Source organism: Serratia sp. 1D1416, from assembly GCF_003641105.1.
Taxonomy (GTDB): domain Bacteria; phylum Pseudomonadota; class Gammaproteobacteria; order Enterobacterales; family Enterobacteriaceae; genus Serratia; species Serratia ficaria.
This window is the reverse complement of record NZ_CP032738.1, coordinates 5,272,529-5,296,495: the sequence shown is the minus strand read 5'-3', so window position 1 is coordinate 5,296,495 and position 23,967 is coordinate 5,272,529. Positions and strand designations below refer to the sequence as shown.

The 23,967-nt window shown below is 56.0% G+C and carries 27 protein-coding genes and 2 pseudogenes; all 29 read left to right on the top strand.

The genetic code is table 11. The features are described 5' to 3' along the window. Positions 1-12 precede the first annotated feature (12 nt). The 29 genes and pseudogenes from D7I37_RS27205 to D7I37_RS25565 all read left to right on the top strand — a co-directional run bounded on the left by D7I37_RS27205 (position 13) and on the right by D7I37_RS25565 (position 23,954). Positions 13-294 (top strand): phage holin family protein, encoded by a 282-nt coding sequence (locus tag D7I37_RS27205; RefSeq protein ID WP_128143539.1) that lies wholly within the window; start codon positions 13-15, stop codon positions 292-294. Then, positions 291-917 carry a glycoside hydrolase family 19 protein gene (locus D7I37_RS25705; protein ID WP_129544665.1) on the top strand — a complete coding sequence of 209 codons (627 nt, stop codon included), beginning with the start codon at positions 291-293 and terminating at the stop codon, positions 915-917. The genes D7I37_RS27205 and D7I37_RS25705 overlap by 4 nt, the downstream gene beginning before the upstream one ends. Beyond that, positions 914-1,498, top strand: coding sequence for a hypothetical protein (locus D7I37_RS25700; RefSeq protein ID WP_129544664.1), 585 nt, complete (start codon positions 914-916; stop codon positions 1,496-1,498). Before D7I37_RS25705 ends, D7I37_RS25700 begins: the two co-directional genes overlap by 4 nt. Before the next feature lie 183 nt (positions 1,499-1,681). Then, positions 1,682-2,197 (top strand): hypothetical protein, encoded by a 516-nt coding sequence (locus D7I37_RS25695; protein ID WP_129544663.1) that lies wholly within the window; start codon positions 1,682-1,684, stop codon positions 2,195-2,197. Between the two features lie 269 nt (positions 2,198-2,466). Next, complete coding sequence (locus tag D7I37_RS25690; protein WP_129543381.1) at positions 2,467-2,961, top strand: DUF1441 family protein; 495 nt, start codon at positions 2,467-2,469, stop codon at positions 2,959-2,961. Further along, positions 2,961-5,078, top strand: coding sequence for a phage terminase large subunit family protein (locus D7I37_RS25685; RefSeq protein WP_129543380.1), 2,118 nt, complete (start codon positions 2,961-2,963; stop codon positions 5,076-5,078). The genes D7I37_RS25690 and D7I37_RS25685 overlap by 1 nt, the downstream gene beginning before the upstream one ends. Next, complete coding sequence (locus D7I37_RS25680; protein WP_054306639.1) at positions 5,075-5,290, top strand: hypothetical protein; 216 nt, start codon at positions 5,075-5,077, stop codon at positions 5,288-5,290. Before D7I37_RS25685 ends, D7I37_RS25680 begins: the two co-directional genes overlap by 4 nt. A 7-nt stretch (positions 5,291-5,297) precedes the next feature. Beyond that, positions 5,298-6,809, top strand: coding sequence for a phage portal protein (locus D7I37_RS25675; RefSeq protein ID WP_129543379.1), 1,512 nt, complete (start codon positions 5,298-5,300; stop codon positions 6,807-6,809). After that, on the top strand, positions 6,763-8,850 hold the full coding sequence (locus tag D7I37_RS25670) for a ClpP-like prohead protease/major capsid protein fusion protein (RefSeq protein WP_129543378.1): 2,088 nt from the start codon (positions 6,763-6,765) through the stop codon (positions 8,848-8,850). Before D7I37_RS25675 ends, D7I37_RS25670 begins: the two co-directional genes overlap by 47 nt. A 78-nt stretch (positions 8,851-8,928) precedes the next feature. Beyond that, positions 8,929-9,278: pseudogene (locus tag D7I37_RS27775) on the top strand (DUF2190 family protein). Continuing rightward, the gene (locus D7I37_RS25655; RefSeq protein ID WP_054306635.1) at positions 9,279-9,638 is read left to right on the top strand and encodes a head-tail joining protein; all 360 of its coding nucleotides are present in this window, start codon (positions 9,279-9,281) and stop codon (positions 9,636-9,638) included. A 2-nt stretch (positions 9,639-9,640) separates the two neighbouring features. Then, on the top strand, positions 9,641-10,312 hold the full coding sequence (locus tag D7I37_RS25650) for a hypothetical protein (protein WP_054306634.1): 672 nt from the start codon (positions 9,641-9,643) through the stop codon (positions 10,310-10,312). Beyond that, positions 10,313-10,852: a hypothetical protein gene (locus D7I37_RS25645; RefSeq protein WP_232238924.1), complete on the top strand. Its 540-nt coding sequence runs from the start codon at positions 10,313-10,315 to the stop codon at positions 10,850-10,852. Then, entirely contained in the window at positions 10,852-11,469 is a 618-nt protein-coding gene (locus tag D7I37_RS25640) for a phage baseplate assembly protein V (RefSeq protein ID WP_129544747.1), read from the top strand. Before D7I37_RS25645 ends, D7I37_RS25640 begins: the two co-directional genes overlap by 1 nt. Positions 11,470-11,506: 37 nt before the next feature. Next, positions 11,507-11,866 carry a GPW/gp25 family protein gene (locus tag D7I37_RS25635; protein ID WP_033638731.1) on the top strand — a complete coding sequence of 120 codons (360 nt, stop codon included), beginning with the start codon at positions 11,507-11,509 and terminating at the stop codon, positions 11,864-11,866. After that, positions 11,841-12,758, top strand: a complete 918-nt coding sequence (locus D7I37_RS25630; protein ID WP_054306632.1) for a baseplate J/gp47 family protein — start codon at positions 11,841-11,843, stop codon at positions 12,756-12,758. Before D7I37_RS25635 ends, D7I37_RS25630 begins: the two co-directional genes overlap by 26 nt. Then, positions 12,745-13,281: a phage tail protein I gene (locus D7I37_RS25625; RefSeq protein ID WP_082394670.1), complete on the top strand. Its 537-nt coding sequence runs from the start codon at positions 12,745-12,747 to the stop codon at positions 13,279-13,281. The genes D7I37_RS25630 and D7I37_RS25625 overlap by 14 nt, the downstream gene beginning before the upstream one ends. Positions 13,282-13,285: 4 nt before the next feature. Continuing rightward, positions 13,286-13,981 carry a phage tail protein gene (locus tag D7I37_RS25620; protein WP_129544660.1) on the top strand — a complete coding sequence of 232 codons (696 nt, stop codon included), beginning with the start codon at positions 13,286-13,288 and terminating at the stop codon, positions 13,979-13,981. A gap of 68 nt (positions 13,982-14,049) precedes the next feature. Further along, entirely contained in the window at positions 14,050-14,430 is a 381-nt protein-coding gene (locus D7I37_RS25615) for a hypothetical protein (RefSeq protein WP_242502745.1), read from the top strand. Beyond that, the gene (locus D7I37_RS25610) at positions 14,430-15,011 is read left to right on the top strand and encodes a tail fiber assembly protein (RefSeq protein WP_129543376.1); all 582 of its coding nucleotides are present in this window, start codon (positions 14,430-14,432) and stop codon (positions 15,009-15,011) included. The genes D7I37_RS25615 and D7I37_RS25610 overlap by 1 nt, the downstream gene beginning before the upstream one ends. Positions 15,012-15,050: 39 nt before the next feature. After that, positions 15,051-16,576: pseudogene (locus tag D7I37_RS25605) on the top strand (phage tail sheath family protein). Next, positions 16,573-17,079 (top strand): phage major tail tube protein, encoded by a 507-nt coding sequence (locus tag D7I37_RS25600; protein WP_129544658.1) that lies wholly within the window; start codon positions 16,573-16,575, stop codon positions 17,077-17,079. Before D7I37_RS25605 ends, D7I37_RS25600 begins: the two are co-directional and overlap by 4 nt. A 57-nt stretch (positions 17,080-17,136) precedes the next feature. Continuing rightward, a complete protein-coding gene (locus tag D7I37_RS25595) occupies positions 17,137-17,436 on the top strand; it encodes a phage tail assembly protein (RefSeq protein ID WP_129544657.1) in 300 nt (99 codons plus the stop codon). A gap of 103 nt (positions 17,437-17,539) precedes the next feature. Next, on the top strand, positions 17,540-19,168 hold the full coding sequence (locus tag D7I37_RS25590; protein WP_129544656.1) for a hypothetical protein: 1,629 nt from the start codon (positions 17,540-17,542) through the stop codon (positions 19,166-19,168). Then, positions 19,165-19,641, top strand: coding sequence for a phage tail protein (locus D7I37_RS25585; protein WP_033637992.1), 477 nt, complete (start codon positions 19,165-19,167; stop codon positions 19,639-19,641). The genes D7I37_RS25590 and D7I37_RS25585 overlap by 4 nt, the downstream gene beginning before the upstream one ends. Beyond that, a complete protein-coding gene (locus tag D7I37_RS25580) occupies positions 19,616-19,831 on the top strand; it encodes a tail protein X (RefSeq protein ID WP_054306623.1) in 216 nt (71 codons plus the stop codon). Before D7I37_RS25585 ends, D7I37_RS25580 begins: the two co-directional genes overlap by 26 nt. Position 19,832: 1 nt before the next feature. Further along, positions 19,833-20,960, top strand: a complete 1,128-nt coding sequence (locus D7I37_RS25575; RefSeq protein ID WP_129544655.1) for a contractile injection system protein, VgrG/Pvc8 family — start codon at positions 19,833-19,835, stop codon at positions 20,958-20,960. A 14-nt stretch (positions 20,961-20,974) separates the two neighbouring features. Beyond that, entirely contained in the window at positions 20,975-23,143 is a 2,169-nt protein-coding gene (locus tag D7I37_RS25570) for a hypothetical protein (protein WP_129544654.1), read from the top strand. A gap of 13 nt (positions 23,144-23,156) precedes the next feature. After that, positions 23,157-23,954: a hypothetical protein gene (locus D7I37_RS25565; protein ID WP_129544653.1), complete on the top strand. Its 798-nt coding sequence runs from the start codon at positions 23,157-23,159 to the stop codon at positions 23,952-23,954. Positions 23,955-23,967: the final 13 nt, after the last annotated feature.

The following is a 23,967-nucleotide window of genomic DNA, read 5'->3' as shown; positions in this document are numbered from 1 at the left end:
AGAGGGGGACAAATGGCAAATGACCCACTGGTAGTTCTGAATGTCGGCCTGTGTGCTGCGATTGTCGTGCGATTGATGTTTTATCGTCGAAACGGTGCAGCTCATCGCTGGTGGGCTTCCTGGCTGGCATATGCGCTCATTGTTGCTTATGCATCCGTGCCTATCCGTTTCTTATATCACTTCTACATCGAGACACATTGGGCAGTGATATCCATCAATCTAATCATCTGCATTGCGGTGTTCCGTGCTAAGGGAAACGTCGCAAAACTTTTCCGAGTTCTGAGGCCACAATGACACAAATCGAATTTCAACGGGCGGCTGGTATTAGCGCCGGCTTAGCTGCACGCTGGTATCCACACCTGATCGCAACGTTTACTGAATTTGGCATTCAGTCTGCTGCTGAGCAAGCGATGTTCATCGCGCAAGTAGGTCACGAATCACGCGGGTTTAAAGCTGTCGTCGAGTCATTCAACTACAAAGTTGATGCGCTAATGCGCACGTTTGGGCCGTTATCCCGCTCACGCCGCCTTAGTCACCAACAATGCACGGCACTGGGCCGCACAATTCAGCAGCCGGCACAGCAAGAAGCTATCGCAAATTTAGTTTATGGCGGGCGAATGGGTAACCGAGATGCTGGTGATGGCTGGAAATACCGGGGCCGTGGGTTAATCCAGATTACCGGTCTGAATAACTACCGGGAATGCGGCGCGGCTTTGAAACTTGACCTGGTTGCCACCCCTGAGTTGTTGGAAGAGGATTTAAACGCTATGCGCTCGGCAGGATGGTTTTGGAATGCCAACAACTGCGGTCGCTATTCTGATGACGTCGAACGATGCACGCTGGTGGTGAATGGCGGGAGAAACGGACTAGCAGAACGGCAGGAGCTTTATGAGCGAGCCATGAGGGCGCTGGCATGAGCTGGTTCCCACTGTCGCACGGTAAAGCGCTGGTGGCTTCTATCGTGTTGGCCCTGCTTACCTATCTTGCGCTCAGTAATTGGGGGCTGCGTAAAGACTTGCGATTGGCCGAACAGCACAGTAAGAAGCAGCAGGAAACGATAGGGCAGCAGGCAGACATTATCGCCAGCCAGGCTCTGAATTTTCAGCGCGCAAACGCGATAAACGCCACCGCTTACCAGTACGGCATCAGCGCCGACGCCGCCACCCAGGAGAAAGAGATTGAATACCGGACGATCCTCAAAAATCAGCCGACGTGTGATCTGGCTGTTCCCGTTGCTATTGCTGGCCGGTTGCTCGACTACACGCACCGTCTACGTGCCGGCGCAGTGTCAGGCGATACCAACGACGCTGACGCAACCGGTGCTGGCTCCACTGCCTCCGGCACCCTGACATATTGCCAGGCGGTATTGTGGATTGACCCGCTGTTGTCGGCGATAGACAAGGCGAACAATCAGCTGCGTTCGATACGCCAGCTTGATTCGGAGAGAAATGATGGGAAGAAAGGCTCCAACTCCGCCACCATACAATCCGGGGGATAAAGTGGTTCGGCCACCGCCACCACCTACACCGCCATCACCGGTAACAAAATAGGCATTACAGATGGCACTCACTGAGCGCCATCGATAATGCACGATAACCGTAGATAAAGCTTTTTAGATTGCCATGTCGATAGCCTTTGTTACCATATTCTGATTATTTGGCTATCTAAAGGGACGGGCTACATGAATTTTAAGCATGGCATTTTACTTTTATCCATGATCGCGTCTTGTTCTGCGTTCGCGTCGTCTTGGAAGGTGTCGCACCAAAACGATGATATGCGCGGGACTTCTCAAAAGCTGGCTTATGCAACTTCTGACAATTTGGTTAATTTTGAGTTTCCATACAATGGTGGGTCACATCTTGGGATCATGGTTGCCTCAGCAAACACCAAGTTAGGGGAAGGGGAAAAGCCTGACAACCTTCCTATCATCAGAGCAATGCTGTTTATCGATAAAGGGCAGTTTCAATGTAATCCTTATAATGATTGTCATATCTCAGTTAAGTTCGATAATGGAGAAATACAATCATTCCCGATGGAAGAGGCTAGTGCCGGTCGTGCTGATGCCATCTTGTTCTCAGATTCCGAAGAGTTTATAAATAACCTTAAAAATCATAAAACGGTTATTATTGAAGCTGAATTTTATCGCGCAGGTAGGAAGCAATTTAAATTCAATTTAGATGATTTTCCTGGTCGTTAATTGTGCAGCCATAAGCCCGCCACTCGGTGGGTTTTTTGTTGGTGTCAACCGATATCAATTCATTCCAGTAAAAAAAACCATCAGATGCCGATAATGATTCCCATTTTCGCGGGTCCCTTTCGCGATTTTGAACACCGAGGGGGCGGCGACACGCGGGAAACGGCTAGTTTTTTGCATTTTATTGACATCATCATCATGTGCTCACGTAATTGTTTTCACTTGAAATTATTTTTTCAAGATGTCGAATCGTATAAAAAGTGTTCATCATCATGGATAAAGAATTGGAGAACGTCAGGCTGAACCTGAATCAGCTGGCGGCAATTACGGGATCACATCGGCAAACCATCGCTGCACGCCTGAAAAACGTCGAACCTGCCCCCGGCAGTAATGCCAAGCTGAAGCTTTACACGCTGCCGGATGTGCTGGCTGAACTGGTGAAGTCTGCGCCGGTGGCTGACGTTGACGAAATGCTACCGCCTGACCGAAAAGCCTGGTTCCAGTCGGAACGCGAGCGGCTCAAGTTTGAACAGGAAACCAATGAACTGATCCCTGCAGAAGACGTTGCCCGTGAATTCTCTGCGATGGCAAAGGCGATGGTTCAGGTGCTGGAAACATTACCGGATATCTTGGAGCGTGATTGCGCGCTGCCGCCGTCTGCCGTTTCTCGTGTGCAGTCTATTATCGATGACCTGCGCGATCAGATAGCGCTGAAGGTTATGAACGCTGATACAGAGATTGAGGAGGAAATGCCCGAGGAGGAGTAATGGTCGCACAGGCATCAGCCGCAGAAACCCGGCGGAATATGGCCGGTATTATTCAGGCTCCGCGCCGCATGCCGGTTGCCGAAGCTGTTGAAAAGTTTATGCGGGTGCCTATGGGCGCGGGCAACTCTGTTAAGTGGGACCCGAGCGTGGCGCCGTATGTGATTGAGCCGATGAACTGCCTGGCGTCACGTGAATACGACGCGGTGGTGTTTGTTGGCCCGGCGCGTACGGGTAAAACGATCGGCCTGATTGATGGCTGGATTGTTTACAACATCGTGTGCGATCCCTCCGATATGCTGGTCGTACAAATTTCGGAAGAGAAAGCGCGGGAACACTCCAAAAAGCGCCTGGCGCGCACGTTCCGCGTGAGTCCAGACGTGGCTGAGCGTCTCAGCCCCCGGCGCAATGATAACAACGTTCACGACCGGACCTTTCTGGCGGGGAACTATCTGAAGCTTGGCTGGCCATCGGTCAATATCATGTCCTCGTCGGACTACAAATGCACCGCGCTGACAGATTATGACCGCATGCCGGAAGATATCGACGGCGAGGGCGACGGGTTCACGCTGGCGTCAAAACGTACCACAACGTTTATGAGTGCCGGCATGACGCTGGTAGAGAGTTCACCAGGTCGCGATATTCTGGATTCAAAATGGCGCCGCCGCTCAGAGCATGAGGCCCCGCCAACCACCGGCATCCTTTCCTTGTTCAACCGCGGCGATCGCCGCAAATGGTATTGGCAGTGTCCGCACTGCGGCGAATATTTCCAGCCGATCATGGAAGTGATGACCGGATACAGGGAAATCCCTGATCCGGTCAAGGCCAGCGAATCTGCGCATATGTGTTGCCCTCACTGCAGCGGCACGATAACGGCAGATATGAAACGCACCTTGAACCAGTCTGGTGTGTGGTTGCGTGAAGGGGAGTCGATTGACGCCGAAGGCAACCGGACAGGCGATCCGCGCCGCTCCCGTATTGCGTCATTCTGGATGGAGGGGCCGGCGGCGGCATATCAGACCTGGTCACAGCTCGTCTACAAGCTGCTGACCGCTGAGCAGGATTACGAAACAACGGGATCAGAGGAAACGCTCAAGGCGGTCATCAATACCGACTGGGGCCGGCCGTATTTGCCGCGTTCTGCCTCTGAACAGCGCCGCAGTGACGAACTGCTGGCGCGCGTGGAGGATTACGGTAAACGCCTGGTGCCACCAAAGGTCAGATTCCTGATCGCGGCGGTTGATGTGCAGGGCGGCAAGAATCGCCGCTTTGTGGTCCAGATTGTCGGCTATGGCGAAAACGGCGAGCGGTGGCTGGTGGACCGGTACAACATCAAGCAGTCGATGCGGTGTGATCCTGATACGGGTGAAGCGTTGCCGATCCATCCGGGGGCATACCCGGAGGACTGGAACTTGCTGATCACTGACGTGCTCGATAAAACGTACCGGCTGCAAAGCAATCAGGACAAGCGTATGCCAATCCTCGCCATGGCCGTAGACAGCGGCGGCGAAGATGGCGTGACCGACAACGCGTATAAATTCTGGCGTCAGTGCCGCCGCGATGGCGTGCATAAGCGGGTGTATCTCATCAAAGGGGACAGCACCCGGCGTCAGAAAACCATTACAAAAATCCACCCGGACAACACAGACCGAAGCGACCGCCGCGCAGCTGCGCGCGGAGACGTCCCTGTCTACCTGTTGCAGACCGACACGCTGAAAGACCAGCTCAGTAACGCGCTGATTCGTGAAGCGCCAGGCGCTGGGTATATTCACTTCCCGAATTGGTTGGGGGAATGGTTTTTTGACGAACTGACCTACGAAGAGCGTGGATCAGATGGCAAGTGGCGTAAGCCAGGGAAGGGCAATAACGAAGCCTTTGACCTGTTTTGCTATGTGCATGCCGTCGTGATGTTGCGCCGTTACGAGCGTATCAAGTGGGATGAGCCGCCAGCCTGGGCTGAATCACAAGATACGAACCCCAATATTTTCAACGAGAACTCATCAAGGGAGGTCGTGTTGACGAAGAAAAAAACCAAGGCGGAACCGAAACAGGCTGCGCCTCAGCATACCTCTAGCGGATGGATGAACGGTGGCGGTACGGGGGGAGGAGGCTGGTTATGACGAAACAGGAAATCCGGGACATGGTGGTGCGTGTCAGGGGGTTCTACACGGACTCGCTCGACGGTAAATCCGTGTCCTTTACCGGCGTCAACGGCCGCACCATCACAAACCACGATCCGGCGGCGATGCGTGCAGAGCTGGAATATTGGGAAGGGCGGCTACGAAAGGCGTCCTGTCGTGGCGGTGGGTATAAGCTCGCTAACTTCGTGTAGGTAACCCATGGGATTTATAGAAAAGACACTCGGCGTTGTGGCGCCAGGGTGGGCCTTGTCTCGCGCCAAAAATCGTTATCAGCTGCGGGCGTATGAAGCGGCCAACGTGTCACGACTGCAAAAAGCCAAGCGCGAGGGGCGTTCTGCTGATTCGGCCGTATTCGCGGCCGGTGTGTCGTTGCGTGAGCAGGCGCGCTGGCTGGACGAAAACCACGACATTGTGATCGGCATCCTCGACAAACTGGAAGAACGAGTCGTCGGGGCGCAGGGTATTCAGGTCGAGCCGCAGCCGTTACGGAAGGATGGCACGCTGCATGAGGAATGCGCGGAGCTGTTGGCTAAGCACTGGTCCGAATGGTCCGTCCGGCCAGAAGTCACCGGCATGTTTACGCGCGCCGAGGTTGAACGGCTAATCCTGCGCTCAGCATTGCGTGACGGCGAAGTGTTCTCGCAACTGGTGCGGGGGCCGGTATCAGGGCTGAAGCATGCCACAAGCATCCAGCTGTCGCTGGAATGTCTGGAGGCGGACTTTGTACCGATGAACTTGGGAAGCCTTGGCAGCGGGAATGTTCAGCAGGGCATTGAGGTTAATGCCTGGGGCCGGCCGGTGGCTTACAACGTGTATAAGGCACATCCAGCCAGCACGCTGCGTATGTCTACGGCGACCAAGCGGGTGCCGGCTGAAAACATGTTGCACCTGGCAATGCGCAAGCGGCTGCACCAGCTGCGCGGGATCAGTCTGCTACACGGCGTGATTACCCGCCTGGCTGATATCAAGGATTACGAAGAGTCGGAACGTGTTGCGGCGCGTATCGCTGCGGCGCTGAGCTTCTATATCAAGCGTGGCGATGGTGCGGCAGGCGACGATGGGGAGTTTTCGGAGCCAGGCACGGCGCGTAACTTTGACATTGCGCCGGGCATGATCTTCGACGAACTGCGCCCCGGTGAGGATTTGGGGATGGTTGAGTCAAACCGGCCCAATGTGCACCTGTCTGAATACCGTAACGGTCAGCTCCGCGCCGTTGCCGGCGGTACGCGCAGCGGTTACTCCAGTATTTCCCGTGACTATAACGGCAGTTATTCCAGCCAGCGCCAGGAGCTGGTGGAAGGGTTCGAGGGCTACAACGTCCTGCAGAACTGGTTTGTCGGTCAATACAGCCGCCCGGTTTACCGTGCCTGGGTAGATATGTTGCGTCTGTCGAAAATCCGCCTTCCCGATGATGTGGATATGTCCTCGCTGTACAACGCGCTCTATCTGGGGCCGGTAATGCCGTGGATTGATCCGGTGAAAGAGGCTGAATCGTGGAAAACCATCGTGCGCGGTGGGGCTGGCACCGAGGCCGAATGGGTACGCGCGCGCGGCAAGTCACCGCAGGAGATTAAACGCCAGCGTGTACGTGAAGTTGAATTTAACCGCGATCACGGTCTGGTGCTGGACTCTGACGCAGCCAACGACTCAGGAGCGAAAGCGAATGAAACAAAAAAATCCGGGGTGGATGACCCCGAAAGCAAGTCTTAGCGGTATCGACGCGGTGAATACCGAAACCTGGTATGAAATCCGTGCCGCGCTGGGCCGTCCGGGGCAGGTAGAAATCTATCTCTATGAAGAGATCGGCCGCTGGGGTATTTCGGCGCAATCATTTATTAACGACTGCCGCGACGCCGGCGTGTTCGAGGCCACAAACGTTGAGCTGCACATCCACAGCCCCGGCGGGGATGTGATGCACGGGTTCGCCATTTACAACACGCTGCAGCGGCTGACCGGGCAGGTCGATATCTATATCGACGGCCTGGCGGCGAGTATGGCTTCGGTTATCGCCTGCCTGCCGAATGCCACGGTACATATGCCCTCCAATGCCTGGATCATGATACACAAACCGTGGGGCGGCATGGCCGGGGATTCTGACGAAATGCGCGATTATGCCAATTTCCTCGATCGTAACGAGGAGATGATGCTGGCGGCGTATATGTCGAAAACCGGTCTGTCGCGGGAAGAAATCGCGGCATTACTGAAGGCCGAAACCTGGATGGATGGTGCGGAGGCGGTTGCTAAAGGCTTCGCTGATGTGCTGGAAGAACCACTCGATGCAGCCGCATCGCTCAATCAAAACAAACTGAAGGATTATCACAATATGCCACAAGCAGCTAATCACCTCTTCGGCGCACGTGCGCAGACCTCGGCACCTAACGCGCAAAATTCACAGAACCCGGCTCCGGTCTCTCAGCCGGCGCCTGCTCCATCCACGCCGGTCGCACAGGCTCCACAAATCGATGTGGCGGCGCTGGCGGCGCAGCTGCAGCAGACGCTGCAGGCCAACAACACCGCACGCATCACGGATGTGAGTGCTGTCTTTGACGGTTTTCCTCAGTTGGCCGCGCTGCGCACCGAGTGCATCAACGACATGAGCTGCGATGCGAACATGGCGAAAGATCGTCTGCTGGCTAAGCTGGCGGAAGGCACCACGCCGAGCATTGGCGCCAGTGCCGCGCATATCCATGCCGGCAACGGTAACCTGGTCGGTGATTCGGTCCGCGCCTCGGTAATGAGCCGTGCCGGTCATGCGCAGGCGGAAAAAGACAACCCATATCAGGGGATGACGCTGCGTGAACTGGCGCGCGCCTCGCTGGCTGATCGCGGCATTGGTGTTGCCGGCATGTCTGGTCAGGGTGTGGTCGGTCTGGCATTCACCCATTCAAGTTCCGACTTTGGCAACATCCTGATGGATGTGGCCCATAAATCTGCGCTGTTAGGGTGGGAAGAGGCGAATGAAACCTTTGACCGCTGGACGCGTAAAGGCACGCTGACCGACTTTAAAACCGCGCACCGCGTTGGCCTGGGCGCGCTGGACAAGTTGCGTGAAGTGAAGCCGGGTGCGGAATACAAATACATTACGGTCGGTGATAAAGGGGAGCCTATCGCCCTGGCAACCTATGGCGAACTGTTCAGCATTGACCGCCAGACCATCATTAACGATGACATGGACATGTTGACGCGTATTCCTGCGATGATGGGCGGCGCTGCGCGTTACACCGTCGGTGAGCTGGTCTGGGCGGTGCTGACCAGCAACCAGAAAATGAGCGACGGGAAAGCCCTGTTCAGTGCGGATCACAATAACCTGGTGAACCAGCCTCTCACTATTGACGGACTGGATAAGGCCCGCCAGGCGATGCTGCTGCAGACCAACGGCAAGCGTAAGCTTAACATTCGTCCGGCTTATATGCTGACGCCGGTGGCGCTGGAGTCGAAAGCCAATCAGCTGATCCGCTCTGCCAGCGTGCCTGGCGCCGATGCCAACAGCGGCATCAACAACCCGATCCAGAACTTTGTGGAAGTTATCTCCGAAGCGCGTCTGGATGATAACAGCGCGGAAGCATGGTATCTGACGGCAGCACAGGGCAAGGACACGATCGAAGTGGCGTATCTGGATGGCATTGATACACCGTATCTGGAGCAGCAGCAGGGCTTCACCATTGACGGTGCGGCATTCAAGGTACGCATTGACGCCGGCGTCGCGCCGATGGATTGGCGCGGTCTGGTGAAGTCTACCGGCAAAGCCTGATAAACCGCCCGATAACGGCGGTTTTTTTATGTCCGTGGGTGGCGTCGCCACCCATTTTACTTTCTGGAGAAAATCATTATGGCAAAGAATTTACAGCAGGATGGCACCACGCTGGATTACGAGAACACGTCGGCAACACTGATTGAGTCCGGTCAGCCGGTGGCTGTTGGTGGCATTGTCGGTGTTGCACATGCCGATATCCCGCAGGGGCGTGGGGCGTGCTGCATACCGTCGGGGTGTTTGTTCTGCCAAAGGTAGCGGATGAAACCTGGGCGGTGGGTGACAAGGTTTACCTGGATGCCACTGGCGCGCTGACAGCAAAAGCTACCGACGGCGCAGAAGCTGCTGCAGCGTTCCCACTGGCCGGCTCGGCATGGAGCGCCGGCGAGGCCGGACAGGAAGAAGCCCCGGTGCGGCTGGGTTTCTAAATGAACCGGTTCACGGAACGGATGCAGCGTGCTGATCGTCGTGTGGACCGCTATTTCGCCGAAGACCCCTCGGTGGTTTTAGTCATTGAGGGGCAAGCCCGTCCGGTCGTCGCAATTTTTGAAAGCCCGGATGATATGGCCCTGGTGCAGGGCGGCGGTGAAATTCAGGATCATGCGCCAGCTATCAGCGTGTATACGGCTGACATTGTTGGACTTGAAAAAAAATGCCAGGCGTTGATCGGCGGGGCCAGCTATTGGGTGACGCATATTGGTGCTGATGAAGCGGGCAGAACGCGCGTGAAGCTTGCCAGAGGCGTCCCTGGGAAAGAGGTGGACCCCATTAACACATGGAGTAAGTAACGATGGCCAGGACTACGCGGTTACGCCGTGATCTCCCGATCGATATCGACACCATGGTTCTGCGTGACATTGCCCTGGCCGTCGGGGCAACGCACAAGCAGTACATGACCGCGTATTCCCGCGCATTGAAGCGAACCGCCGCCACCATGCGCAAACGGGCCATGGCGGATATCAAGGATGGGCTGGCGCCGCGCAGTATGGCAATGGTGAGAAAGCGCCTGCTTTCCTTTCGTGTTTCTCGCGGCTCGTTGCTGGATGAAGGGCGCTTGTGGTTCGGTCTGAATGCAATCAAGGTCAAGGACCTGAAGGGGCGTATTAACGGACGTATGCGTCCGCATCATACCCGCCGTGACCCGAAAACCGGGCGTTATGCTCCGTCGCGCCGGCGGGCAAACTCCGTGGGCTTTGAACCGCGCGGCAACCTGTTGTCAGCCAAAACGTTTGAGAATGGCGAGGTCGGACGGAGCAAACGAGAAGGACGCCGGACGGTGCTGATCCGCGACCCGGCGACGCGGCGTACCCGCGAAGCCGAAGTCGATATTTATGCGCCGATGCTGGATTACATCGAAGACAACGCGTTTGCGGATGTTGTTGAAATATTTCTGCATCACTTTGAAACCGATATCCGGGGCAGGGTAAAGGCGCGGGTTAATGTGAACAGCTGGAGGAAGTAAGTGGCCAAGCCTATTTTAATGCCGACCTATCACGACGCGGTCATTGAAGCGCTGCGGTCGTTGTCGTGGGTAAACAATGCCGACGACTACCCGGAACAGGCAACGCAGCTCACCACGCCGGCCGTGTTCTTTTCGATCATGGGCTGGGAACAGTCGCCAAGCAGTGACGGGCAGCTCAATGTTGAGTTTGAATGTGATTTGTTTGTGGTGATCGACAAGGCCAGCAACACCATTGATAAACCCCAAATTTTCGCCCGATCGGCGGCGGCGGATATCAGCCAGTGGATCAACGGACAAACCTTCGGGCTTGAAGGGCTGCAGCCGGCTGCGTTTATCAGCGCGGGGCCGGACAGCTTCGATCCTGCAATGGATGATTATATCGTCTGGCGCATCACGTATAGCCAGTCTGCGGCCATGGGGGAAGACCCGTTCGAATCGGTTGCCGGTCCGCTGCGTGAAGTCTGGCTGGGTGCGGCGCCGGAAATTGGTGCTGCGCACATTAATGATTACCGGCTTATCTACAAGCGCAAGGAGGAATGATGTCACAGGATATGGGGGACCTTGCCCGGCGCGTGGCCAACATGATCCGCCGTGGTGTCGTTCAGTCGGTGAAGCACGGCCCGCAGCCGCAATGCCGGGTAGAAATCGGCGACATTACCACGACCTGGTTGCCGGTCTGCCAGCCGTCATCCAGCGCCAACAGGGCTGACTCTAACCCGATTGCCGTAGGGGATGCCGTTACCGTCATCAGCGAAGCCGGCGACCTGAATAACGGCCGGGTGTTCCCCGGCTGGAACACGGGGAAAATGCCGGTCCCGGACGGGAGCGAGAGCGAGCATGTCACCCGATACAGTGACGGCACACAAATCCGTTATGACCGCGATGCCCATGCCCTGAAAATCATTATTGCCGAAGGCGGCACGTATGAGATTGAGGGTAAGGGGACGCTGCGCGGCCCGGTGGAGATCACCGACACTCTGACGGTTCAGGGTGTCACGCAGATCAATGCCAACACCGGCATTAACGGGGACTTGTCCGTCAGCGGCCAGATATCGGATGGCAAGAGCACGCTGGATCGGGTGAGGGAGGTTTATAACAACCACGCTCACCCAGGAGACAGCGGCGGCACGACAGGCGAGCCAAACAGCAAGATGTGACCCGCGATTGTGCGGGTTTTTTATTATGGGGGTAATCATGCACGGTGTTAATGCCGGCAACGGCAAGCGGCTCTCCGGCACTGAGCATTTACGGCAATCCGTCATTGACATACTCACCACGCCGATCGGCTCGCGTGTGCTGCGCCGTGACTACGGGAGCGAGCTGGTTGATCTGGTCGATAACCCGCAGGACGAAAGCAACCGCGTCCGTATTATTGCGGCGACGGCCGGCGCCCTGGCTCGCTGGGAGCCACGCATTCGTGTGTCATCGGTGCAGGTGGCGTTTGTTACCCACGGTCATTTTGACCTCACCATCGTTGGCACGGACATAGAGAGCAGCCAGCCGATCACGTTGACGGAGATAAGCATTAATGGCGACGAATTCAGCAACAATTAACCTTTCCGAGCTGCCGGTGCCGGATGCGGTGAAAGTCCCGGACGCCGGCCTGATTTTTGAAGGATGGTTAAACCGTCTGCGCGGGCTGGACCCGGTCTATGATGCGCTGCTACCTTCCGATCCGGTGTACAAACAGGGCGAAGTTCTGGCCTATCACTCCACGCTGTTACGCGTGGCGATGAATGACTCCATCCGCGCCGTGCTGCTGGCCAGCGCAAAAGGCGCAGACCTTGACCAGATTGGCGCAAACTTTGACGTGGCGCGGCTGCTGATAAATCCGGGCGATCCGAATGCAGTGCCGCCGGTTGAGCCGGTTTATGAAGATGATGACGCGTTCCGCACGCGCATCCAGTTGGCCTGGTCACGACTCAGCACCGCCGGCGCCGAGAACGCCTACACCTTCTTTGCCGCCTCTGCAGACCCCTCTATTCTGGATGTTCGCGCCTATGGGCCGCTGGATCATGGCCGACGCGGCGAGGTTGATATTTACGTGCTTTCCCGTGATAACGACGGTATCCCCACGGCGGAGGTGTTGGAAAAGGTCAATCAGGCCGTTAATGCGAAGGACGTCCGGCCCATGACCGACTTTGTCACCGTGAAGCCGGCGGCAATGGTGAAGTTCGTGGTAACGGCAGATATTTACATCCCCTCCGGCCCGGATATCGACACGGTGATGAGTGCATCACGGCGGGCGCTGGAAACCTACCTCGAACAGACACACCGGATCGGCAGCCGCGTATCACGTTCGGGGATTGACCGGGCGCTGCATCAGCCGGGTGTGGTCACTGTTAAGCTGGCCTCGCCGGTCGATGATCTGCTGATGGATATCGGTCAGGCGCCGCTTTGCACGGAAATCACGCTGAAAAAGGTGATCGTCAATGTCGATGCATAAAACGTTATTGCCGCCTAATGCGCTGCCCGCCGAACGGGCGCTGGAAGAGGCAACCACGACAGAGGTGCTGTCGATCCCCGACCTCATCCGCGCCGTAAAGAACCCCGACACGTGCCCGGCGGAGCTGCTCCCATGGCTGGCATGGGAATACAGCGTAGATACCTGGTTGCCTGAGTGGAGCGAGGAACAAAAGCGCGCAGCCATACGGAGCGCTACCTATATTCACCGGCACCGGGGGACGCGTGGTGCGATAGAGACGGCGCTGGAAGGTCTGCCCTTCACCTACCAGTTAACCGAGTGGTTTGAACAGACGCCGCGCGGGGAGCCGTACACGTTTTCGCTGGTGGTTGAGCAAGCCGGGAACCCGGTGAACGAGCAGCATATTCAGGATTTTAAGAACGCGGTGATGCGCAGTAAAAACCTGCGTTCGTGGTTCGACATGTCCTTTCAAAATGCCACACAAGGCACCGCATACTCGGCCTCCTACATGGTGACGTCCGAGATAACCAGTTACGGGAGTTAACTTAATGAGTGGTCTTATTCTGACGACTGCCGGCGCGGCGGCGATCGAGGCCGCTTACCAGGCGGGAACCGTCGTAAAAATTACGCTGGCGGCGTTTGGTGACGGTGGCGGTAAACCAATAACCCCGAATCCCGGCGCGACGGCATTGGTGAACAAGTTCGGCGATGCCCCCTTTACCGGTGGGGCATCAACGGAAGGAATGATTAGCGGTCAGACCGTTATCGAAGCGAGGAAGTATCCCGGCAAAGTTCTGCGAGAAGTGGGGCTGCTCAGTGCTGACGGTGTGCTGGTGGCGTACGGCGATTACCCGGACACGGTATTGCCGGCGGACGGTGCGCCGGTGATGAAAGAGATCATCATTAACTTCGTGATGACGCTGACGCATGCTGAGAGTGTGGTGATTGAGGTCGATCCCAATGTCTCCGCGTTAACCATTTCAGAGGCAGATAAGCGATATGTGAAAAAATCCGGTGACGTTATGTCCGGAAAATTACATGTCCAAAATAATATTGCTGTCGATGGCGAAGTGAGTATCGGTGGAGCACTTGGCGCAAACACGCTATCCATTGCCAAAACGGCACAAATTGGATCGTTGACGTTCAGTGATGACGTTTATGTCGGTTCAGCCCCGTTGATGCCAGTAGGGGCGCCAATCTCCTGGCCGTTAAGCTCACCGCCCCCGGTTATGCATTCCTGTTAGGCCAGGGATTTGATAAGGCCATTTACCCGCGCCTTGCGCAAGCCTATCCGTCCGGCGTGCTGCCGGATATGCGCGGTAATACGATTAAGGGCAAACCGGACGGTCGCGAGCTGCTGACCTTTGAGGCCGACGGCAACAAATATCACGGACATGGACTGGAGATTGACGGCACTGACCTGGGCACCAGGCAGACTACGCCGGGCGGCGCTTATCAGTTGAAATTACGCTCATACCGCTCTAACACCTCTCTGGACGGCGGCGAAAGTTCACGCCACAGCATCGACCAGGAAAGAGGCTTCGCTGACTTTGGCTTGATTGAACCGCTGCCTTCTCATACGCACGATGTTCCGATAGGTTGGCACAGCCACGGCGGCCGCATAAACCCGGACGGCAACCCGGAAACCACCGTCAAAAACATTGCATTTAACTATATCGTGAGGCTTGCATAATGAGCACAGACTTTGAGTTTTCTGCCCAGCCGCGCTGGATGTGGATTTACAATTTCGATGAAAATAACGTTTTTACTGGCACCCTGAATTTTTATGTCGCGCCACACACAGGGCTACCAGCCAACTGCACGACAACGAAGTGCGCGCCGAAAACCGGCCAGGCTGGCGTCTGGAATGATGGGCAATGGCAATATGTTAATGATTACCGAGGCTCACCGTACTGGGATGCGCAGGCGAATAAACACATCATGTTTGAGGTCGGCCCTTTGCCTGACGGTTGTACGTTTACGCCGCCGAACACACCGTATGACACGTGGGACGGTGAGAAATGGGTAACGGACGAAGCCAAGGCGCAGAGCGAGCAGCTTCAAATTGCAAAGAATGAACTGGCGCAACGTAGCGCTGAAGCCGCTGAAGCCATTGCACCGCTACAGGACGCGGTAGAGTTCGGCGACGCGACAGACGCTGAGCAGGAATCACTGACAGAGTGGAAAAAATACCGGTTGGCGCTAAGCCGCATCGATGTTAATCAGGCGCCGGATATCTCCTGGCCAACCCGACCAACCCCAATTAAACAATGACCCGCCATCGAGCGGGTTTTTTTATGCCTGGAGGATACTATGGCCGAATTGCACGGCGTAGAAACAATTGAACTGACAAGCGGGACGGTTGCCGTTACCACGATCCAGACTGCGGTTATCGGCCTGGTCGGTACGGCCCCGGATGCATCACCGGGAACCAAGGCGCAGGCTGTCACCGGGACTGCGCTGCTGGATAATGAACTGACGTTTGCGGCCTCGCAGCCGGGGCGGGCAGGTAACCAGCTCCGCGTTACCGCTGCTGCGGCGCCGGCCGGCGGAAAAACCAGTGCTACCTATGCGCGAGGCGTGCTGGACATTCTGCTGGCCAGCGATGCCGACGGCAAACTCACCGCCACCGCGCAAGAGGTGTCCGACGCTGTTCTGGCACTGACTGACAGCTTGGTCACCGTATTACCGGGCGCCGACACCGGCAAGGTCAGCCCGTTTAGCGTGGTGCTGTCCGGCGGACAGGATGAACCCTTTCCCCTCAACACACCGGTAGCCGTCGTCGGAGGTACGCAGATGCGGGCGCTGGGTAGTGCAGGAACTATCCCGCCGGCCGTGCAGGAGATTGCCGACCAGACCAACGCGCTGATCGTCATTGTGCGCGTTGAAGATAATGAACAGCCGGTCACCGTCTCCACCGAAGAAAAAGAGCCGATCACCGCCGAGGATGAACAGCGCCTGCTGTCTGATCAGATTTTCAATATCGATATCCGCGCGAATATCCTGGCGGGGATCAACGCCTGGTCATCCAGTGAATCGGTCAACGGTTATCGCCCTCGCATCTTGATTGCGCCGGGGTTCAGTGAAGATGACGGTATCGGCAAAGGGCTGGAAACGGCAGCCGAAAAACTCCGCGCCGTGGCTTATTTGGACTGCGCCTCGATGGCAACGTTGCCGGAAGTAGTGCAGCGCCGGCAGATGTACGGTGGTCGCGTCGAACTGCTGCGGCCTCGGGTGCAAAAAGTGAATGCCAGCGGCGAGCTGGAGTTCCGGCCGTATTCCGCCTTTGCAGCTGGCCTGCGGGCGCGCATCGATCTGGAGAAAGGCTGGTGGTGGAGCAAGTCCAATCAGGACATCAACAGCATTCTTGGCCTTGAGCAGGTTGACGAGTTTATTCTCGGCGATCCGAACTGTGAAGCGAACCTGCTGAACATGCAGAACGTCAGCACCATCATCCGCCGCACGGGGTACAAGCATTGGGGCAACCGCCTGTGCATCGATCACCCCAGTGGCGTTTCGAGTCGGTCCGCCGCACTGCAGACGTTATCGAAGACAGTATCCAGAACACGGTCATGATTTATAACGACCGGCCGCTTGATAAAGAGACGGCTGATGACATTCTCGGCACGGTGAACGCATACCTGCGCCAGCTTGTTGGCCTGGGTGCCATCTTTGGCGGTACTGCGTGGCTGGACGAAGAACTGAACACGGCGGAATCCCTGGCCGCTGGTGTGCTGTATATCAACTATGACTTCGGGCCGAAGTCGCCGACCGAGCGCATCACCATGCGTGTGCGCATCAATAATGACTACGCCGTTGAGGAGATGACCGCACAATGAGCGCACTACATACATTAAGGGCATGGACCATTTTTGCCGGCGGCTTCCGTGTTACCGGTGCACATGAGTTTACGCCGCCGGAGCTGTCCATCGTCACCTCGCAACTGCGCACCGGCGCCCAGGATGCACCGACCCCGTTGGATGATGGCATGGAGGCGCTGACGTGCTCTATCAAGTTCTGGGGCATTGATACCGACGTGCTGAGCCGCTTTGGTTTTATTTCCGGTCAGCGTCCGCGTTTTATGGCGTATCAGGGCTACCTGAGCAACGGCCGGGCGGTCGGCACGATCGAAGAGATTGAAGGGTTCGTCTCAAAGGTCACGCCGGATGCGCGGGGCAATGAAAACATGGGGGAAACGGCGATCACGGTTGAGATTGCGATGAGCTATTACAAGCAGACGCGCGACGGTATGGAGCTGTTTGAAATCGACACCGAGCGTTTTATCCGCCGTGTGAACGGCGTGGATCAGCTGGGCGGCCTGCGCAGCAAAATCCGCATCTAATCCCCACTCAACAACCATTAAGCGGCCTTTGTGCCGCTTTTTTATTGGAGCAATACCATGAATTACCCAGGCAGCAACGTAGAAATCAAACTGTACTCCCCGCTGACGCTGGCCGATGGCAGCAAGCTTGAAAAAGTCACGATGCGCGAACCGCTGGTGCGTGACCGCATCGAGTATGTCAAACGTCCGGGGAGCGATGCAGAAAAGGAAATTGGCATGCTGGCCGATCTGTGCGGCATGAATGTTGAGGACGTCTATCAACTGACTGCGGCTGACTATTACCAGCTTGAGGCGGCCTGGAACAATTTTTTGCTGCCTCCTGGGGAGCGTCAGAAGGCGACATCCGACAAGCATTGAGGCTGGTTGGCCGCACCCTGAATTACAGCATGGGGGACTGGCTCTCCATGCCGTTTTCCGCCTTTTACGACTTTGTTAAAGACGAATATGAGCGGGTGAGTAAATGAGCAGCATAAGTCAAAAACTGAAAGCCGTCATAACGTTTGGCGGCAACATCGACGGCAGCTGGGGCCGCTCGACGGACGGGCTTAACAAAGGGCTGAAAGCCGTCGAGAAACAATCTGAACACCTCGCCAAGCAGCAAAAGGCGCTGGCGGATCGGATGAAGCAAACCAAGCTGGCGGGCAAGGATGTCAGCGCCCTGAAGCGCGATTACGACACTGTGACGCGCTCTATCAAACGGACGGAGCAGGAGCAGGAATCGCTGAACCGCAGCCTGCAGCGCGCTGAACGTTTTCGCAGGGCGGGTGCTATGGGACGCGGCCTTGTAGGCCGGGCAGGCCGGACGCTTGGCGCCGGGTTGGGGATTGCTGCCGCTGGCGGGTTAATCGGGGCGGGGATCGGTGCGGTTATGTCTCCTGTTCGTTCTAATGCGGAAACCGCCGAGTCATACGGCATTGCCCGAAGCTACGGTGTGAACATCGATACGTTCAATGCCTGGCAGAGCCTCGGTAAGCAGATGGGGCTGAACGGGGAGAACTTCGGAGACCTGTTTGAAGAGTACCGCAATAAGGTCTCAGATTTTAAGAAGGACCCGACGAAAGGCGCTATCGCAGAGAACTTCCCGCTGCTGGGGTTCAAGGCCGGCGATATGTACGGCAAAAGCAATGAAGACCAGGTGTCGAGCATTTTTGAACGCCTGCTGAAACTGGATAACGAACAGCTGGCGGCAGGGTACGCGGACTCCATCTTCGGCGGTGAAGCCAACAAAATCCTGACCTACATGCGCCTGACCGGCAAAAGTTATCGCGACCTGATGAACGAACAGAAGCGATACAACCTGGTGACCCGTGACGGCGCGGAAGGGGCGATGCGCAGCAACATCGCGTTCAGCAACTTGCGGACGGTCTGGAGCAGCGCTGTTGACCAGATCGCCGGCAAGCTGGGCGGCGACCTGGCTCCGATGGTCACGAAACTGGCCGATGAGCTGTCTGACTGGTTCAAAAACGGCGGTATTGAGGTGATTGCGTCAACGATCCGCAATTCCTGGATACCTGCGCTGATTGAGTTCGGCAATGGGTTGCTCACCTTCAGCAAGGTGGCCGTAAACATTGCGAGGTGGCTGGGGCAGTTTGTGCCGGACGAGGCCGACAATAAGAAAAAGGTGTTGCGTTCGCTGGCTTATAACGGCTCCACGGAAATAGCCAGGCAGACGGCTGACCGTTATGGGTTGGGGGAGTGGTTTGATCAGCAGGTTGCTGCTAACCCGAACCTGGCTAAACAAGCCGTAGCTGCGAATACAGAAAGCACGAGTTTCTTCGGCACGTTTAAGGACGGTAAGGCTTTCGATAAGCGTATTGATGCCTTGTATAGAAACACCGTTGGGAATGAGTCAGGTGATCCGGTCATCAATAAGTTCTCAGAAATGATGGCGAATGTTGGCCTCACTGATAAGAAAACTCCTCCTAATGTCACCGATAACCGCCGGAATAATATTTATATGACCGTCAACGGTGCGCCGGGTCAGGATGCCAAGAGCATCGCCGATAACGCGGTAACGCAGATCGGCAAGCTGGACGTATTCAACGGGAACAATGCGATGTATGACGCACCGGGAGGCTGGAGCGGATGAGCGATATAGACATCATTGGAACGATAACCGGTGCGTACAGCTATAACGCGCCGAACGGGCGCCCGGCAGAAAATGCCAAAATCATGATGATGCTGGGCGACTTTGAATTCTCCATCGATACGGCAGCCTATAACCAGCTGACGCGGGAGGCGCGCTGGCGCTGGCAGGAGCAGGAGCGGATCGGCAAACAGGACCTGCTGCAGTACACGGGCAAGGAAGCCCGCAGCGTCAAATTGGACGGTGAGGCCCACGCCTTTTTCCGCAACGGGGTCACGTCCATCGATGCACTGTACGATCTCGCCGACAAGGCGCAGCCCCAGCAGCTGGTCAGTGGCGCCGGGGATGTGCTGGGCTGGTGGGTGATTACGGACTTTACCGATACCACGCCGGCATTCCTGCCTGGTGGTTCTCCGCGAAAGAAAACCTACTCGATCACGATAAAACATTATGCCGACGACATACATAACCCATGAAGGCGATGTGCTGGATGCCATCTGCGCCAGGCATTACGGTCTGGCAAATCTCCCTCAGACGCTGACGGAAGTGCTGGATGCCAACAGGGAACTGGCCGCGCTGGGGGCGATATACCCTTCCGGCTTAATCATTACGCTGCCTGATATCGAAACGCAGGTTGCAGAGTCAACGGTTCAACTGTGGGATTGATATGGAAAACGTGCAGAGAGAAGAATATCGGCCGGAGTTCAGCCTCACGGCGGAAGGGCGGGATATTACTGCGCTGATGCGTGAGAACCTGGTGGAAATCAGGCTGACGGATAATGGTGGCGCCACGGCAAAGGCTGACGAACTGCAGATCACCATTTTGTCGGAAACCATGGCGCTCCCTAACAAGGGCGCTCGCCTGCGGCTAGGGCTGGGGTTTAACGGGGTATTGCAGGACAAGGGATGGTTTGTTGTCAGCGGTATTTCCAGCAGCGGCCCGCCGCGCAAAATCGTTATTTATGCCACGGCAGCGCCGATGAACGCCCAGCGCCAGCCCGGTGACGTGCTGAACCAGAAAAGCCGCAGCTGGGACGACGTGAATCTTGGCGACATTGTGAAGACTGTCGCCAGTGACAACGGGTTGATCCCCAAAGTGGCCGGCGCACTGGCAGACATCGCGGTCGGGCACCTCGATCAGGTCAATGAGTCGGATGCCGCGTTAATGACCCGGCTTGCCAGTCGTTTTAATGCGATCAGCAAACCGTCCGGCGGCTATTGGCTGTTTCTCCAGCAGGGGGAGTCGTTAAGCGTCGGCGGGAAGCCGCTGGCCAGCGTAACGATTTTAAAGGAAGAGGTGTCGGAGTGGAGTTATACCGATGGCCAGCAGCGCGGCGCAACGACTGGCCCCGGTAAAAAAGGTGAGGGTGGGAAGAAGGGCAAAATCAGTGTCGCGTACTTTGACCCGGAAGATGGGCGAACGAAAACGCAGTCACTCGAACATGATGGCCCGTCACAATCCCACCCATTCACCCAGCCGACCAAAACCGCCGCCAACCACAGCGCGCAATCCAGAAAAACGCAGGTAAGCCGCAATGAGCGCCGCATGACGCTCAGCGGGCCGTGCCGGCCGGCACATATTCCACTGACGGCAGAGAGCCGGGTTATTACCCAGGGCTTCGGCACGGTGGAGGATCGGAGCTGGTTAATCGAATCGTTGGTGTTTTCTCTTACCTCTCAGGGAATGTCGTTCGCGTTCAATCTGGCGACGGATATCAAGCCGCCAAAAGGGAAGGGCGGGAAAAAGTCGGGGAAAAAGAAAGATGATGGTATTGGCTATTTTGATAAAACATAACGGGAGTCTGCAGCATGGTTAGCAGGTTAAAGCAAAGGGTGGTCAGTGACCCCATCGGTGTCGATAAGGAAATGAAGATATCGGAACTTCCTTCGGCAGAGAATTCGTTAATTGATGACCTTCTTGTTATTTCTCAAAGCGACAGTGATGGTTTGTTGCGCACCAAGAAAATATTAATGTCATTACTTATTAAGTCGCTGGTCTCTGATCGCTCCGGTAACCTCGTCAGTCTTGTAGACGGTTTTAAACTTTTTGCCGACAAGTCTGTTTTGGACGGATTGACGGAAAGGGCTGAGGATGCCGCAGGAAGGGCGGAGAATACTGCTGACGCCAACACGTATTACATCACCCCTGATGATCCTGATGGAACGATTGCCGGCCTTGCCGGTACGCCTTTCGGGAAAAGCTTCCGCGTCGGCCAGGGGGAAGGGAAAGGTTTTAAATATTATATGAACCTGAATGGCACCGCACTGGAGTTTGCAAGTGCAGCCGGTGCCAGTGATGTTGAGAATGCCATTGACTTTGCGAGCAAATCATTATCACAGAGTGGTGAGGTAGATAAGCGCACGCAGGGGTATGGCGTTGAAAAAAAGGTCTATGACACAGAGGGGGTATTAGTCGGGGGCGGTTTTTTTGCTGCGAACGGTGTGTCACCGATTAACTATACAGAAAATGGTGACGTCAATATTACCGGCGTACAGTTTAAAAATCTTGGCAACCATCATGAATATGATTGGGCGCAGACAGATAAAAAGAACGTGCCGTATATCGGCGGTTCGAAAATGGGCGGTGTCATCATTGGCCGGGTTGAGATTGTTGAAATTCCGGGGCCACCAGGCGTTGTGTTTGTCGATAAAGGTTATGTCCCTTATGCCTGTGATCCAGGGTATGAAACCGATCTGGATATTCCCGTGATTGGCTCTACCCCCCCGAAGCCTGATATTCCACCGGTGCCGTTCCGGCCGTATGACTACATGGGGGTGCGCAGTGAGGGGCAGTCGTTGTCTCTTGGTGCAGCGAACCCTAACGATGACCCACAACCGGTCAGCACAGAACAGCGCTATGGGAACAAGGGATTCAGCACTAACAACAACAGCGGCATGACTGATACAGACACGCTTGTGCCACTTGTAGAAAAACGCTACCAGCCTGCAGAGGGAACTTGGCCGGCGGCGGAAACCCCTGTTACCGGCGCGACGCATAAGCTGGTGGAAATGATCCAGGCAGAAACAGGGCTGCCCTTTGACCATCAGGCCAGCGCCTATATCGGTTCTGCGCCCGGCACCGGCGGTCAGCCAATCAAGAACCTGATCAAGGGCACTGCGGCCTATAGCCGCATGATCGCCCATGTTACCAACAGCCTACGCCTCGCTGCAGAAGAAGGAAGGACTTTTGCAGAATTGGCAGTTGTGTGGATGCAGGGCGAATCAGATTATCGCGATCAGACGTCGCGCGCTGACTATCTCGCTATTTACCTGCAGTACATCGCCGATTCGCTGGCAGACAAAAAAGCGATCACCGGCCAACTGTTTGACCCCATTTTTATCAGCTACCAGCTCAGCACGCACCGGGCGTACCGACGCCGCGACCCGCTTGTCGCTCTGGCACTGCGTGACGCTGCAATGCTGGGTAAAACGGAAATCGCTTACCCCGGCTACATCGGTGATTACTACGCATCAGACCACATCCACGGTATGCCTGAAACGTACTACATGTTCTCCCAGTATACGGGCCGCATGATTTACAAAAAGCGACGGGACATGCTGGAGGGCGTGACGCGCATGCATCGCCTGGATGTGATTGATGAAATCCGGCAGGGCATCTTCACCATGCTCTATTTCAACGTGCCTGCTCCGCCGCTGGTTTTCGACACGGACTGGGTGGCACCGGCGGAAAACATGGGGTTCTACATTCGTGACAGCGTTTCGCTCGACGTCATAGACATTATCACGGCCGTCGATATTGCTGGCCCCGACCGTGTCCGCATCACGACAACGCGGCCACTGCGCGATAGCGAAATCGTCACTTACGGATGGGGCAAGGCAGGTGATCCGCTGACGAACGGCAGAACGACGGGGCCGCGCGGCAACCTGCGCGATAGCGAAGGGGATTTACCGGGCGAAAGCTACACAGACAGCGCAGGTGTTTTGCGCAAACTGCACAACTGGTGCGTAATTTTTTAAGTAAGGTAACGAAATGACAACGATTATTCGCAATCTGGATATGGAAATTAAGAACCCAACATTACCACCGCTGTTTGAGCCGTTTGCCACGGTGTCGGGCCTGATGGCTGGATGGCGTTTTGGGGATGGTTTCTCCGATCTGTCTGGGAATGGACACACGTTAAAGGCTGTCGGCACGCCAGTATTTAACGCGTTCTTTGTGACTGGCGATAAAGATAACGGCTTTATTACCGATGTACCGGACGGACTGCAGCGCACCCTGATTGCGGTGTACCGCCAGGCTGCTGATGTGAATACGTTCGGTTACCCCGTAGGGAACATTGTGCAGTCGGCCTCGGCAAACGGGGAAGGCATTGCCATTACGGATGTATCAGTGGACGCACTTCGCCGGCGTTCATTGAGTATTGGCGGTCAAGCCTACAATGAAAAACTGTATGGTACGGCGGCAGGGCCTTCTGAGGCGACTTCAAGCCGTAACAACTTTGTATTTACTGCTGTCACTGTTGACGGCGCAGGTAACCAGGGCGGCTTATATGTACCTTCTGCCAGCGCTGACATTATCCCGGCAACACTCGCCGAAGGCGCGAATCTGGCCGAACGTTCGGTGACGGAAAAGGATACGGAAAGCTTCTATCGCATTATCACCTGGCGCAATCCAAACTTGCCGCCGGTGCCGCCTTCAAGTCCCAATACAGGGCTGGCTGTTGCTGAAGTGTTGATTTATGACCGGGTGTTATCTTTGGATCAGCTGAAGGTTCAATACGGCCGTTCTCAGCGTTACTTCAAAAACACGTATGGTGTGGTCGTTTAGTGATGGGCGCCGG